The sequence below is a fragment of the Chryseobacterium sp. BGARF1 genome, from assembly GCF_001677955.1.
In the GTDB taxonomy this organism is placed as follows: domain Bacteria; phylum Bacteroidota; class Bacteroidia; order Flavobacteriales; family Weeksellaceae; genus Chryseobacterium.
This window is the reverse complement of sequence record NZ_LELA01000080.1, coordinates 35,892-50,721: the sequence shown is the minus strand read 5'-3', so window position 1 is coordinate 50,721 and position 14,830 is coordinate 35,892. Positions and strand designations below refer to the sequence as shown.

Here is a 14,830-nt window from a genome sequence, read left to right as displayed (position 1 = left end):
AAATAAAAGAGAAACCAATTGGTTTCTCTTTTCTGTTGATATGAATGTTTAAACTACTTTTTAATAACTTTATGCTTAAACTGAGTTCCACCTTCCATCGTAATATCTAACAAATAATTTCCGGATGGATAAGCCGATAAGTCAATTTTAGAATCTTTCACTTCATTTAATCTTCTTCCGTCTAATGAGTAAATAATTACATTTTTTACTTTCTTATCGGATCTGATATTCACAAAATCTGCAGTTGGATTTGGAAAAACAGAAACATCAACCGTTGATACATCTTTCACAGACAAAAACTGATTAGAACTTTGCATATACATAGAAAGTACAATCCTTCCGTCTTGTCCATTAAAAACCGCTGCCGGAACTTCATATTTTATCGTATGACTTCCTGCAGAAAGCGATGCTGCAGTAAAACTTCTGATAGGTACAGAATCTCCGGGGCACCAATTGTTCCAAGATGACCACCAAGCTGTAGTTTGTGCCGATGAATTATATATTCCGTTTCCTTGCGTGTTGTATACTCGGTAAGGCTCACAAGATTTCCCACCCGGAGTAAAAGTTAAAACCTGAGTATTATCTAAAGAAACAAAGTTTTGTCTTCTTACGTATTCCTCTCCTCCAGAACCTGCTCCGTGCGGTGTAGTAACAATAAAGAATTTGGCATTATCTGTACTTTGGTTAAGCGAAAAATTCACCAATCTTACCGTTTGACCCGGTTGATCTGTATTGTTATAATTATTTAATTCATTTGAATCTAATAACGGAAGTAAATTATTGTAAGAAGTCGTGATTGTGGGATCATTTGACGTAACAAAATCAAGCGTTCCAGCAAAGACATCATTTCTTCCTGAACAACCAGCAACCTGGGTATTTGCAGCATAAGGCACTCCAAAAACATCAAGCTCTACATACATATCGTAGGTATTTCTTAAATCAGTATTGCTAAAAACCGAATAAAGATTATCAACATTATACGTATAAGGAACAGACGTTGGAGAAATATTTTTATTCATGAACGGTGTGATGTATCTTCCGATTTCAATTCTTTTCACATTCGTATCACTTAAAGCATATGTCGTTTGATTTTTTGGAACTAAAGCCAAATGTACTCCTCCAATTCTGTCATAATTATCACATAAAGCTCCGATGGTAACATTCATGGTAATTTTATTCTGAAAAGAATTCAGCTCTGCATCGGTAAGCTTTCTTGCATATCTGTAATTAGCAAGTCGAATCGTATTTGCCGGAACCGGATTTGAAACGTTTGCAGCATAACCATCATAAAAAACGATTTGCGAAAATACATTGATGTTTGTCTGAGCCTCTGTTTTTAAAACACCTGTAAAGGCAAATAGAGAAAGTAGAATTTTTTTCATTTAAAAAATTAGATTTTTGATTTCGCATCAAAACTACAACCTAAAATATCACTCACAAACAGTAAAGTATTAAATGAGTATCACAATAACAATGTATTTAAATTTTTGATTTCGATTCAATAAAAGCATTATGATTTAATTAGGGTGTTTAAAATTTATTCAATAATTTTTTTATAACCTTTTTCTTAATTTTGACTACGTCGAATCTTCGATTTCTAAATTAAAATAAACTTTGTTTATTCTTTTTTTGAACATTAAGAATTTCAGTCTATTAAGCTAAATTTAAATAAGAAATCAATGAATTGATTTTTATTAAGCCCTTTAAGCTAAAAGGTCTTAATTCCTTACTGTTAAAAATAAACTTAATTTTTAAACATTTTCTTACAACAAAAAAGACTGTCTCTTTCGAAACAGTCTTTATATATTTTCATTAAAATATTAATCTCTCATTTTAGCGATTACATCGATTCCACCTTTGGTAATGTCCCCTATTTTACAGATGATCTCGGTATCAAGCGGCAAGAAAACATCCATTCTTGAACCGAATTTAATGAATCCGAATTCATGGCCGGCTTTTGCGTTGTCTCCAGGATTACAATAGAAAACAATTCTTCTCGCCACATATCCTGCAATCTGTCTGAATACCACTTTATGGTTGGTTAAACTTTGTACTGCAACAGTCGTTCTTTCATTTTCTGTAGACGATTTTTCGTGCCATGCAACTAGATATTTTCCTGGATGGTATTTTTTATAAATTACATCTCCCGAAACTGGATATCTACAAATATGAACATTCAACGGAGACATAAAGATAGAAACCTGAATTGCTTTTCCTTTGATAAACTCATCTTCTTCTACCTCTTTGATCATTACTACTTTTCCATCAACCGGAGCAATTACATTTTCCACATGATCTAAAATATCACGGTTTGGAACTCTAAAGAACCAAAATACCAAACTGTAAATAACCAGTAATGGTACAATGATTAAAAGCGCCCACATTTCTAGAAAATAAATAGATGCCGCAGCAATAATTGCAAAAAGTATAGATGCTACCGTAATGGTTCCTTTCGACTCTTTATGTAATTTCATAATGATACTAGTTGTTGTTTGTTATGGTCAACACACATTGTGAAGTATAACAATAATATAAGTTTAAATAAATTTTTCTAAAATAAAGTACAAATATACGACAGGAACGCAAATTAAAAAACTATCAAGTCTATCTAATACGCCACCGTGCCCAGGAATGATGTTTCCGCTGTCTTTTACTCCAAAATTTCTTTTCAGTTGGCTTTCTACCAAATCTCCTAAAGGCGCAAATGCTGCGATCAGAAAACCTACAACCATCCAGTTTCCACGAAGCTGCGGTTGATATTGCTCTACAAAATAAGAAAGCACTAAAGTTAAAACAACGCCACCGATATAACCTTCCCAGGTTTTTTTAGGCGAAATTTTCGGAGCCATTTTGTGTTTTCCAAAGAACTTCCCGACAAGATAGGCAAAGGTATCGCTGCTCCAAATCAAAATAAACAAGAAAATAACTTCCAGTGAAAACGTATTTTCAATTGAAGAATATTTAGGCAAACCTAAAGCAAAAGAAAACGGCAAAGCAACATAGATAACAGTAAAAATAAGCTTTCCGCTGTCGATGTACAGTTCGTTTGAGAATTTAAATAAAGTAATTACCGCAATAAGAGTTAATGAAATCGCTAAGATTTCAGACAGTCTGAAGTCAAAATAAAACCCATGCTGAAAATATCGTTTAGAGAAAACATAGAAAATAAAAATCACCAATGGAAAAACAACCCACTTTTCGTAGCCGTTCCCGAATTTCATAATTTTTATGCATTCCCATGTTCCAACCAGCAAAAGAAAGCTTATTAAGCCATAGTACAAATATTGCTGCTGAACGAGCCCCGGAGAAACCGAGTCTAAAAGCTGTGCCCCAAAAGGTGTTGCACAAAGGAATATGACGGCTACATACACCAGCCCTGAAAGCGTTCTCTGAATAAGGTTTTTGTCCAAAATTTAAAATTTAGAAAACGATGCTAGTCCTCAATTAAGAGTAAAAACAGCTTCGTGTTATTGTTTGCAGCAGCATCCAGCTTAGAGTGGTTTCCGCTGATTGAAGTAAGGTTTTTGATATTTCCGGTACGTTTTATCTTTCCCATTGCGTCATTAAGGTTATTAACGATCTGAGAAACGTTTGCCATAATAATAATTTTACCAGGCAATCTTGAAGAATGATAGTGCAGAATATTATTGTGCGAAAGCATAATTCTGCCATCGTACGCAATAAGGTATTCACATGAAATAAAAGCGGCATCGTTACTCGATTCCAACTCGGGAGTGTTATTTGTTTTTATAACATTCAAAAAACCCTGAAGATCTTTATCACAGCAAAAAACAGAAGTAATCCCCTCGATTTTTAAAATCTGGTTCAAGGTCTGCAATGCTTCAGCTTCATCGGCGCAATAGTTGAAAAAACCACCAGAGTGCGTAAATAATTGCGCAAACTTGTAGTCGAGATCTGCATTTTTCAGCGAATCTCCAAGCTTTTCCAGGCTCTGCTTCGTATCCTCTTCGGGCTGGTTGGTTAGTTTGCTTACAATTCTTTTAAATAAACTCAACTTAGTATATTTTTAGTCAACTTATATACAAAAATAGAAAATATAATTATAATTCATCTAAGAATATAGTTTAAATAACAAAAAACCCGACAAATAGATTATTCGCCGGGAGTTATGTTAAATCCTATTAGGATATTTTAGATTTGAGTAGAACTTTCAGGAGCCTGAATTTCATTATCCTTCACTTCTTCATTTGGTTGCTCTTCTTCTTTTTCAACAATAGGAATTGTATTGGTCACCGGTTTTTCTGTCAATTCTGGGTCCCAAGCTCTTTTGCCGAAAATATCCTCAAGATCTTCACGGAAGATAACTTCTTTCTCTAACAGTTTATTTGCTAAAGCATTCAGTTTATCTTTATTCTCAGTAAGAATTCTTACTGCTCTTTCGTATTGATTTTCGATAATACCTTTAATTTCAGCATCAATCTTAGAAGCTGTAGCTTCAGAATATGGCTTACCAAAACTATACTCAGACTGACCTGAACTGTCATAATAAGAAATATTTCCAATATTGGGGCTTAAACCGTAGATGGTAACCATCGCCTGCGCTCTCTTCGTCACCGTTTCAAGGTCAGAAAGTGCACCTGTAGAAATATTATCAAAGATTACCTGCTCTGCAGCTCTACCTCCTAAAGTAGCACACATTTCGTCCAGCATCTGCTCTGTAGTAGTCAGTTGTCTTTCTTCCGGAAGATACCAAGCTGCTCCTAAAGATCTTCCTCTCGGAACAATCGTTACTTTAAGAAGTGGAGAAGCGTGCTCTACCAACCAAGAAATTGTCGCATGACCTGCTTCGTGGAAGGCCACTCTTCTTTTCTCAGAAGGCTTGATTGCCATATTTTTCTTTTCAAGACCACCGATAATTCTGTCTACTGCATCAAGGAAATCTTGTTTAGTAACCGATTCGTGGCCGTTTCTCGCTGCAATAAGTGCTGCTTCGTTACAAACATTAGCAATATCTGCTCCACTGAAACCTGGAGTTTGCTTAGATAAAAACTCTCTGTCTATATTATCGTCTAATTTGATTTTCTTTAAATGAACATCAAAAATCTCTCTTCTTTCGTGTAATTCCGGAAGGTCAACATAAACCGAACGGTCAAAACGACCTGCTCTCATTAATGCTTTATCTAGAATATCTGCTCTGTTGGTTGCTGCCATTACGATAACGTTAACATCAGTCCCAAAGCCATCCATTTCTGTCAGAAGCTGGTTTAGGGTATTTTCTCTTTCGTCGTTTCCACCAGAGAAATTATTTTTACCTCTTGCTCTACCAATAGCATCAATCTCGTCAATAAAGATAATTGCCGGAGATTTTGCTCTTGCTTGTGCAAACAAATCTCTTACTCTTGAAGCACCTACCCCTACAAACATTTCAACAAAATCTGAACCAGACAATGAGAAGAAAGGAACTTTAGCTTCCCCTGCAACAGCTTTCGCCAACAAGGTCTTACCTGTTCCCGGAGGACCTACCAAAAGAACTCCTTTAGGAATTTTACCTCCCAGTTTGGTATATTTTTCAGAATTTTTCAAGAAATCTACTACTTCCTGTACTTCTTCTTTTGCACCTTCTAAACCTGCAACATCTTTAAATGTTACCTGAATTTTTTCTTTTTCGTCAAAAAGTTTTGCTTTAGATTTTCCGATAGAGAAAATTTGTCCGCCAGGACCGCCACCGCCGCCCATTTTTCTGAAAAGAATAAAATAGAAAAGACCTAAGATTGTGATCCAAATTAATGCCTGAATAAGAATGCTCATTAAAGGGCTCTCTCCTTCTGCATAATCTTTAGTTGTTTTTAATGCAGGATTTTGAGCTTTTAAAGTTTCAAATTTCGACAAAAACAACTGTAAATCACCGTATTTAAGAGTGTAATCTGCTTTTGGCGCCATTGCCAATGACGAGAACGGATTAGAACTTTTTTCTTGAGTTTTTACCGTTTCTGTTTTAGCAGCTTTTGTTAAATAAACTTCAGCGTTTTGTTTCTGCTTGTCTATCAACACTTTCTGAATTTTCCCAGCCTGCATCTCGTTGAAGAACGAATCTTCATCAATAGATTTTGCACTGTTGTCACCCATAGAACTTGCAACAAAAAATAGCAAAAGTGCTATAATTATGACAGGGAAAAACCAGTTAAATCCTTTATTATTCATTTATTACTTTTAAAATTTATACTTCACTTTCTATCCTTGTGATTTTGGCATCTCCCCAAAGCTCTTCGATATCGTAATATTCACGAGTTTCTTTTTGGAAAATATGCACTACCACAGAAACGTAATCTACCAATACCCACATTGAGTTTTCGGTACCCTCCACATGCCAAGGTCTGTCTTGGAGATCGTTTCTTACTTTTTTTTCTACACTTCCTGCTAATGCCGAAACTTGTGTATTTGAGTTTCCGCTACAAATTATAAACGTTTCTGCAACTGAGTTTTCTATTGAAGTAAGATCAAAGATCATAATATCTTCACCTTTTACGTCTTGAATTGCCTCTACAATTTTATCTATTAGCGCCTGCTTTTCTGCTGTTTTATTCATTAAAATATACTATAATCTGCAAATTTATTGTTTTTCTTTTACTTTAGCCTTACTTTTAGCCTTTTAATGTCTTAAAGTTTTCTTAAATGAGTGAGCTATTTTACCGCAATGCGTGTTCTTCTACTAATGACGAAATAACTGAAGTTTTACTTTATCCACAATCAAATTTTGTTGGTCTTTATACATTTAATCAAATAAAAGGGAGGGGACAGTACGGAAACTCCTGGGCATCAGCAGCAGAACAGAATCTTGCTTATACATTGGCTATAAAAACCTCTTGCATTAATCACTCCCATTTTATGTTCAATTATTATACCGCAATCGCTGTACAAGATTATCTTGCCAATCTGACTGAAAAGATAGTAAAAATAAAATGGCCAAACGATATTATCATTAAAAACAAAAAAGTAGTTGGGATATTGATTGAAAAGAAAAAGATTAATCAGGAAAATTATTTCATTATCGGAATCGGAATCAACATTTTACAGGAAAAATTTGATGAAATTTCTAATGCAGGCTCCCTTTTTACGCAAACCGGAGAAAGATTTAATTTAAATCAATTTACAGAAGATCTACATTCATTCTTAATTGAAAAACTCACTCATATTCCTGGCGATGATGAAATTTTGGATCAATTTAATTCTAACCTATTCAAAAAAGATGAGATTTCAGTTTTCGAATTAGATAAAACACGACAAAATGGCATCATTAGAAATGCAGATGAAAATGGTGAAATCTGGATTGATTTGGAGGGATCTGGATTAAGATCTTTTTACCATAAAGAGATCAAACTGCTTTATTGATTGGCTCTTTTTAGATATAAAAACAAAGTAATCGGGAAGAATATAATATTTGGAAACCACATCGCTAATGCAGGTGACATACTTTTGTTCTCCGAGACCACTTTTAAAGCCTCAAAAGAGAATACAAATACGAATGCCAAAGAAATACCAATCGCTAGATTAATTCCTAAACCTCCTCTTTTCTTTTGTGATGAAAGAGAAAGCGCCAAAAATGTCAAAATAATAATAGAAACAGGCATTGAAGTACGCTGATGCAATTCGTTCAGGTGAGAATTTAGGTTACTGTTTCCTTTATCCTTTTCACGCTCAATGAATTTTATAAGCTCCGGAGTTACTTTATTTTGACCTAAAAGCTCGTTTGGGAACAGCTCTTCCGGATCTTGTCCATAATTTTTTTTCAACTCAAAACCTTGTCCAAGTTTCTCTGAATCATCTTTATTGATTGTTTTTTCTAAATAGCTATTCAGCAAAAAACTTTTTTTATCTTGTTGCCAAATGACATCAGTTGCTTTAAGTTCATAAATAAGTTTTCGGTCTTTATCAAACTTCTGGTACAGAAATCCGTAGCCTCTTTTTTCTCTTTTATTCCAGGAGTTAATAAAAATATATTCCGTTTTGCTGAGCTGAGCCGAAACAGGAGCCGTTCCAAGAATTTTCTCTTTAGCAGCGGCATTATAAGTATAAGCTTCTAGCTGATTTTTCTTAACATTCGCCCAAGGCAAAACGAAATGATTCACCGTTAAAGAAATTGTAGCAATAAGCAGAGAAGTTAACAAATATGGCCTTGCAAATCTGTGAAAACTGGCGCCACTGCTTATAATGGCGACAATTTCGGTATTATTGGCCATTCTTGAAGTAAAGTAAATTACCGATATAAAAACAAGAATCGCCAAGAAGGTGATCACCAGATTAATGATCCAGTAAGGATAAAAGTGAATAAGAAAATAGGTTAAATCTAGTTTGGGATCAATCTCAGTTGCTTTTTCTATTCTGGGAATTTTCTGCTGAACATCGATTACCAAAACCACAATAGACAACAATATCAACATGAAACTAAAAGTTCCAAGGTATTTTTTTACGATATATCCGTCTACTATTTTAAGCATTTTTATTTATTTTTTTTGAAATAGCTCCTTTCTACTTTAAAATCAACTTTTATGACTTCTATTTTTTATTTCTAAAGTCTTTGTCTCAATACAGGGATCACAGAATCTTTCCATTGGTAAAAATCTCCCGCCAAGATATGCTCTCTTGCTACTTTTACTAAATCTAAGTAAAATGCAAGATTGTGTATCGACGCAATTTGTTTAGCCAAATATTCTTTAGACACAAATAAATGACGCACATAAGCCTTGGAGTATTCCTGATCTACAAAACTTGTCCCAAACTCGTCTAACGGAGAAAAATCTTTCTTCCATTTTTCGTTTTTCATATTGATTACGCCTTGCCAAGTGAAAAGCATTCCATTTCTTGCGTTTCTAGTCGGCATCACACAATCCATCATATCGATCCCCAAACCGATTGATTCCAAAATATTCCAAGGAGTTCCTACTCCCATCAAATATCTTGGCTTGTCTTTCGGTAAAATATCGGTTACCTCATCGGTAATTCTATACAATTCTTCTTCGGGTTCACCTACAGAAAGTCCGCCAATGGCATTTCCTTCTGCTCCTGCTTCTGAAATAACTTCTGCTGAAATTTTCCTTAAATCTGAATACGTAGACCCTTGAACTATCGGAAAAAATCTTTGCTTATAACCGTATAATTCAGGATTTTGCTCATTCCAGTCGATACATCTTTTTAGCCAACGATGCGTCATTTCCATCGATTTTTTCACTTGATTATAGTGCGCTGGATATGCAACACATTCATCAAATGCCATGAAAATATCTGCTCCAATCTGTCTTTGAATTTCCATTGATTTTTCAGGAGTAAACAAATGATAACTTCCGTCGATATGAGATTTGAATTTCACCCCTTCTTCAGACATTTTTCTGCTTCCTGAAAGAGAGAACACCTGAAAACCTCCAGAATCGGTAAGAATTGGAAGATCCCAATTCATAAATTTATGCAAACCTCCTGCAGCTTCCATCACCTCCATTCCCGGACGAAGATAAAGGTGATACGTATTTCCCAAAATAATCTGAGCTTTAATATCATCTTTTATTTCTCTTTGGTGAACTGTTTTTACACTTGCTACAGTTCCTACAGGCATGAAAATTGGTGTTTGAACAGTTCCGTGATCGGTCGTTAAAACTCCTGCTCTTGCTTTGCTTTCTGAGGTTTTTTCTATATTAAAAAAATTCATTCTTATACATTTTAACTGCTTTACAAGAAAGCATTACTTCATTATTGTCTTTCTGGTTTTGGTAATTCTAAATTACCTGGCTTAATATCACCTTTTATTTTTTTTTCAGACTTCGGATCTTTTTCTATAATAATTTTCTGTGCATCTTCTACAATCCCCTTCATTTTCTGTTTAATGATATAATATCGATAGCTTGCAAGAAAGTCTTCGTTCTTCACCTGATGATTTTTCAGAATAAATCGTGTACCACTTTCTAGATTGGTTTTAGGATACAAAAAAATAACCTGGTCATTAATCGCCAAATCAGCGATAATTTCCGCCATCTCAGTTTTTCCGATAAGATTTTTTGGTTTATCGATGTACTCGTTGCACGAAAACAGAGCTGTTAAAATAAAAATGAAGAACAGTTTTTTCATAATCTATTGATTATTGATTTCCATTTTAAATTTAAAACACCAAACACGGCTTCATGAATGATTCCACCATTCATTTTACTTTCACCTAAAATTCTGTTGGTAAAAATAATTGGAACCTCTACAATTTTGTATCCTTTTTTGAAAGCCCTGAATTTCATTTCAATCTGGAAACCATATCCTTTCAATCGTACATTATCCAAGCCTATTTCTTCTAAAGTTTTTCTTGAGAAACATACAAAACCGGCAGTAGTATCATGAATAGGAAGACCTAAAATAAATCTCACATATTTAGAAGCAAAATAAGAAAGCAGAACCCTTCCCATAGGCCAGTTGACAACATTCACTCCTTTAGAATAGCGCGAACCAACAGCCATGTCTGCATTTTTGCAGGCTTCGAAAAGTTTTGGTAAGTCTTTCGGGTCATGAGAAAAATCTGCATCCATCTCAAAAATGTAATCATAATTGTTTTGAAGTGCCCATTTAAAGCCATGAATATATGCCTTTCCTAAGCCATCTTTAATATGTCTTATCGAAAGGTGAAGTGTGTGGGGAAACTTTTTTTGAAGTTCTTTTACGATGTCTGCCGTTTTATCTGGTGAAGAATCGTCTACTACCAAGACGTGAAACTCTTCTTCCAATGCAAAAACAGCGGAAATTATATTTTCTATATTCTCCTTTTCGTTATAGGTCGGAATTATGACGAGTTTTTTCATTATCAATTTGCAAAGATAGTTTATTTAAGTTTTTTATTTTATACAAAATAATCGATAATTTTGCAAAAAATTTCCTTTGCCATTATTACAAACTTTTCAAAACGAAGTAAGAATACCCGAAAATAACGATTGGGTAGTTTTTATCCTTATCGGGTGTCTTTTTTTATACATTTTTATGATGAATGTGATAGAGCGAGAAGCCAATCTTAAAGATTTTCTTCTGCAGAAATATTACGATTCCAGCAATAATCTTCCAAGCTGGATCATTACTTCGCTTGTTACCGCTTTAAGTTTAAGCGTTCTTATTTCTCAATACGTCCCGATTATCCCGAAATACGTTGCCGATTTTCAACCTTTTGGATATCAGCTCAATAAAATAGGTTATACCGCAATTATCATTTCACTTTTTTATTTAATAAGAACTGCATTAGGCTTTTTATTTTATCAAGCGATAGGCGACGGCAAAAAATGGAGTATTTTTTATTTTACCTCCACAAAATTCCATTTTATCCTTTCAGTTTTACTGATTATTTTATGTATAACCCACTATTACTTCCCAATTGACAGAAATAGCGCATTTATTTATTATATTTATTTTTTTTCTTTTGTATTCATTTTCAAGGTGTTTTTCTATTTGTTTCACAGAAACAACATCTTACCCGAAAAATGGTATTATAAATTTTTGTATATTTGCACCCTCCAAATTGCACCTCTGTTGATGCTTTGGAAGTTATTATTTATTTAATAAAAGTACATGATGAGAATAAAGTCAATATTGGTTTCTCAACCAGCGCCTAGTGAGTCTTCTCCATATCTGGAAATAGCGAAGAAGGAAAAAATAAAAATTGACTTCCGCCCTTTTATCCACGTCGAAGGAGTAGATAACAAAGAACTTAGAACACAGAAAATAGACCTTACACAATATACAGGTATTATTTTCACCAGCAAAAATGCAATAGATCACTATTTCAGACTTGCTGAAGATTTAAGATTTGCCGTACCAGACACAATGAGATATATTTGTCAGTCTGAAGCAATTGCCAACTATCTTCAGAAGCACATTGTATATAGGAAGAGAAAAATCAGCTTTGGTGAAAAAAACTTTGCTGACCTTTTACCTCTTTTCAAAAAATTTCCTTCTGAAAAATACTTATTGCCTTCATCAGACGTTTTAAGTCCTGATATTGTAAAAACAATGGAAGCTTCTAATGTAGACTGGACAAGAGCAATTATGTACAGAACGGTTTGCAGTGATTTGACAGACATTAACATTGCAGATTATGACATGTTGATTTTCTTCAGTCCACAAGGAATAAAATCTCTACAGCAAAACTTTCCTGAGTTTAAACAGGAAGATACTAAAATAGGAGTTTTCGGACCCACAACTTCAGCTGCGGCAGAAGAAGCAGGATTAACAATAAACTTAATGGCTCCAACAAAAGAAACACCTTCAATGACAATGGCATTGGAAAAATTTATTAAAGCTCTTCACAAATAGACTTTAATTACACCAATAAAATCAGCCGTCTTTCCGAGAAAAAGGAAAGATGGCTTTTTTTTAATTAAATTTGAACAAGAATTAACATTAGATGGAAGCTCCAAAGGCAAAAAAAATAGAAAAAACACTCGAAATACACGGCGACAGAAGAATTGACAACTATTTCTGGATGAATGAAAAAGAAAATCCGGAAGTCATAAAATATCTTGAAGAAGAAAATGCCTACGCAGATTTTGTCATGAAAGATTCTGAAGAATTTCAGGAAGAGCTTTTTCAGGAAATGAAAGCTCGTTATAAAAAAGATGACGAATCTTTGCCTTATTTCTTTAATGAATATTGGTATATCGTGCGTTATGAAGAAGGAAAAGAATACCCGATTTTTTGCAGGAAATATAAAACGTTAGAAAACGAAGAAGAAATCGTTCTTGATGTCAACATTCTTGCAGAAGGAGAAGATTTTTTTGAAGTTGCCAATGTTGCGGTAAGTCCTAATAATAAATTAGCGTCATTTTCGTCAGATAATGTCGGGAGAAGAATTTATACTTTAAATTTTAAAGATTTAAAAACCAATAAAATTCTTTCTGATAAAATTGAAAACACTACCGGAAAAGCGGTTTGGGCAAATGATAACGAGCACGTTTTCTACATCAGAAAAGATGAAAGTTTAAGAGCTTATCAAGTTTATAGACATAAATTAGGAACTGATACTTCGGAAGATATTTTAATCTTCCACGAAGAAGACGAGACCTTTGATGTGAATGTTTTCAAGACAAAGTCTATGGAATATATTTTCATGGCAAGTTCAAGCACCATTTCAGATGAGCATCATTTTATTCCCGCCAATAATGTTTTTGCAGAATGGAAAGTTATTCAACCAAGAATAGATGATTTGGAATACGCTGTAGAACACTATGAAGACGAATTTTACATCATTACCAATGCAGACGATGCTACCAATTTTAAAATTGTAAAAGCAAAAATAGACAACTGCGGAATGGAAAATTGGGTAGATGTAATTCCTCACCGTGAAGAAGTTTTACTGGAAGGTTTTGAAATTTTTAAAAATTATTTAATTCTTGAAGAAAGAGAAGAAGGTTTATTGCAAATAAAAATCATCGACGAAAAAAATCAGGAATCTTATTATTTACCTTTTTCAGACCCAACATATACCGCTTATATTGGAACTAATTTAGAATTTGATACCGAAGTTTTGCGTTATGGCTACACTTCTTTAACACAGCCAAATTCGACTTACGAATATAATTTAAAAGATAAGACCTCCAAACTCCTGAAACAGCAAGAAGTTTTGGGTGGAAAATTTTTCCCTGAAAATTATATTTCTGAAAGAATCTGGGCAGACTCAAGAGATGGCGAAGAACAAATCCCTATTTCTTTAGTTTATCATAGAGACACTAAAAAATCTGCAGAAACTCCGGTTCTTTTGTACGGTTATGGAAGTTATGGTCATACAGTTGACGCAAGCTTTTCAAATGTGAGATTATCAATTCTAGACAGAGGATTTATTTATGCAATTGCTCATATTCGTGGTGGTGAGTATCTTGGAAGAGAATGGTATGAAGACGGAAAAATGCTGTTTAAGAAAAATACATTCTTCGATTTTATTGATGCTGGGAAACATTTAATTAAAGAAAATTACACTTCTTCAAAGCATTTGTATGCAATGGGCGGAAGCGCAGGAGGATTATTAGTAGGAGCTGTGATGAATTACGAACCTACTCTATTCAACGGAATTGTAGCGCAGGTTCCTTTTGTAGATGTAGTTTCTACGATGTTGGACGAGACAATCCCTTTAACAACCGGAGAATACGACGAATGGGGAAATCCGAATGATGAAGAATATTATCATTACATGAAAGAGTATTCGCCGTATGATAATGTTGAAGCAAAAGATTATCCGCACACATTGATTACAACTGGTTTTCACGATTCTCAGGTACAATATTGGGAACCTGCAAAATGGACCGCAAAACTGAGAGAATTAAAAACGGACAACAATCTTTTAATTTTTAAAACCGACATGAGCTCAGGACACGGTGGCGCAAGCGGAAGATTTGAATCATTAAAAGAAGACGCATTGGAATATGCATTTCTACTAATGATAAATGATAAGCGATAATTTATAAATGATGGATAATTTAGATTACAATAAGGTTTTCGCAATAAAAACAAAACAAATTGCGATCAGCATTATTAAGGAATTTTCAAAACTTCCTTATAATGAAGCCTTTTCTGTAATAAGAAAGCAAGTATATCGATCATCTACATCAATGGCTGCAAATTACAGAGCAAGATGTAGAGCAAGATCAAAAGCTGAACGCTTTTCAAAACTATCCATCGTTATTGAAGAAACCGACGAAACTTTATTTTGGCTTGAAATGCTTGAAAAATTAAACTATGTTCAAAACGACATCTTATTAGATTTAAAAATCAAAACAGAGGAAGTTCTGAAAACGACTTCTTCGTATCGTAAAATGCTAAAGGATTAATCTTTATCATTGATCAACTATTATTTATCATTTATAAA

Annotated in this window: 15 protein-coding genes; 5 read left to right on the top strand and 10 right to left on the bottom strand. The window is 34.0% G+C overall.

From position 1 onward, the window contains the following. Nucleotides 1-53: 53 nt before the first annotated feature. The 6 genes from AB671_RS15090 to rsfS all read right to left on the bottom strand — a co-directional run bounded on the left by AB671_RS15090 (nt 54) and on the right by rsfS (nt 6,547). Nucleotides 54-1,382 carry a peptide-N-glycosidase F-related protein gene (locus AB671_RS15090; RefSeq protein ID WP_066676473.1) on the bottom strand — a complete coding sequence of 443 codons (1,329 nt, stop codon included), beginning with the start codon at nt 1,380-1,382 and terminating at the stop codon, nt 54-56. 438 nt (nt 1,383-1,820) lie between these two features. After that, nucleotides 1,821-2,474 carry a phosphatidylserine decarboxylase family protein gene (locus AB671_RS15085; protein ID WP_066676471.1) on the bottom strand — a complete coding sequence of 218 codons (654 nt, stop codon included), beginning with the start codon at nt 2,472-2,474 and terminating at the stop codon, nt 1,821-1,823. A 63-nt stretch (nt 2,475-2,537) separates the two neighbouring features. After that, a complete protein-coding gene (locus AB671_RS15080) occupies nt 2,538-3,410 on the bottom strand; it encodes a phosphatidate cytidylyltransferase (protein ID WP_066676470.1) in 873 nt (290 codons plus the stop codon). 23 nt (nt 3,411-3,433) lie between these two features. After that, a complete protein-coding gene (locus AB671_RS15075; RefSeq protein ID WP_066676468.1) occupies nt 3,434-4,015 on the bottom strand; it encodes an LUD domain-containing protein in 582 nt (193 codons plus the stop codon). 137 nt (nt 4,016-4,152) lie between these two features. Next, complete coding sequence (gene ftsH / locus AB671_RS15070; RefSeq protein WP_066676466.1) at nt 4,153-6,162, bottom strand: ATP-dependent zinc metalloprotease FtsH; 2,010 nt, start codon at nt 6,160-6,162, stop codon at nt 4,153-4,155. A gap of 16 nt (nt 6,163-6,178) precedes the next feature. Next, nucleotides 6,179-6,547 (bottom strand): ribosome silencing factor, encoded by a 369-nt coding sequence (gene rsfS / locus AB671_RS15065; protein WP_066676464.1) that lies wholly within the window; start codon nt 6,545-6,547, stop codon nt 6,179-6,181. An 86-nt stretch (nt 6,548-6,633) separates the two neighbouring features. On the opposite strand from rsfS, the gene AB671_RS15060 reads away from it, so the two are divergent. Continuing rightward, nucleotides 6,634-7,350, top strand: a complete 717-nt coding sequence (locus AB671_RS15060; protein ID WP_066676462.1) for a biotin--[acetyl-CoA-carboxylase] ligase — start codon at nt 6,634-6,636, stop codon at nt 7,348-7,350. Here the strand turns inward: AB671_RS15060 and AB671_RS15055 are convergent. The 4 genes from AB671_RS15055 to AB671_RS15040 all read right to left on the bottom strand — a co-directional run bounded on the left by AB671_RS15055 (nt 7,344) and on the right by AB671_RS15040 (nt 10,787). Then, entirely contained in the window at nt 7,344-8,456 is a 1,113-nt protein-coding gene (locus AB671_RS15055) for an LptF/LptG family permease (RefSeq protein WP_066676460.1), read from the bottom strand. The genes AB671_RS15060 and AB671_RS15055 overlap by 7 nt on opposite strands. A gap of 71 nt (nt 8,457-8,527) precedes the next feature. Next, nucleotides 8,528-9,658, bottom strand: a complete 1,131-nt coding sequence (gene tgt / locus AB671_RS15050) for a tRNA guanosine(34) transglycosylase Tgt (RefSeq protein ID WP_066676458.1) — start codon at nt 9,656-9,658, stop codon at nt 8,528-8,530. Nucleotides 9,659-9,699: 41 nt separating this feature from the next. Next, on the bottom strand, nt 9,700-10,074 hold the full coding sequence (locus tag AB671_RS15045) for a DUF4296 domain-containing protein (RefSeq protein WP_066676456.1): 375 nt from the start codon (nt 10,072-10,074) through the stop codon (nt 9,700-9,702). Next, the gene (locus AB671_RS15040) at nt 10,071-10,787 is read right to left on the bottom strand and encodes a polyprenol monophosphomannose synthase (RefSeq protein WP_066676454.1); all 717 of its coding nucleotides are present in this window, start codon (nt 10,785-10,787) and stop codon (nt 10,071-10,073) included. The genes AB671_RS15045 and AB671_RS15040 overlap by 4 nt, the downstream gene beginning before the upstream one ends. 76 nt (nt 10,788-10,863) lie before the next feature. Here AB671_RS15040 and AB671_RS15035 point away from each other — a divergent pair, with 76 nt between their 5' ends. The 4 genes from AB671_RS15035 (at nt 10,864) to AB671_RS15020 (ending at nt 14,792) form a co-directional block, all read left to right on the top strand. After that, complete coding sequence (locus tag AB671_RS15035; RefSeq protein WP_066676452.1) at nt 10,864-11,532, top strand: DUF4271 domain-containing protein; 669 nt, start codon at nt 10,864-10,866, stop codon at nt 11,530-11,532. A 12-nt stretch (nt 11,533-11,544) separates the two neighbouring features. Beyond that, nucleotides 11,545-12,285 (top strand): uroporphyrinogen-III synthase, encoded by a 741-nt coding sequence (locus AB671_RS15030; protein ID WP_066676574.1) that lies wholly within the window; start codon nt 11,545-11,547, stop codon nt 12,283-12,285. A 91-nt stretch (nt 12,286-12,376) separates the two neighbouring features. Further along, complete coding sequence (locus AB671_RS15025) at nt 12,377-14,422, top strand: S9 family peptidase (RefSeq protein WP_066676449.1); 2,046 nt, start codon at nt 12,377-12,379, stop codon at nt 14,420-14,422. Between the two features lie 10 nt (nt 14,423-14,432). After that, a complete protein-coding gene (locus AB671_RS15020; RefSeq protein WP_228390898.1) occupies nt 14,433-14,792 on the top strand; it encodes a four helix bundle protein in 360 nt (119 codons plus the stop codon). The last annotated feature ends 38 nt before the right edge of the window (nt 14,793-14,830 follow it).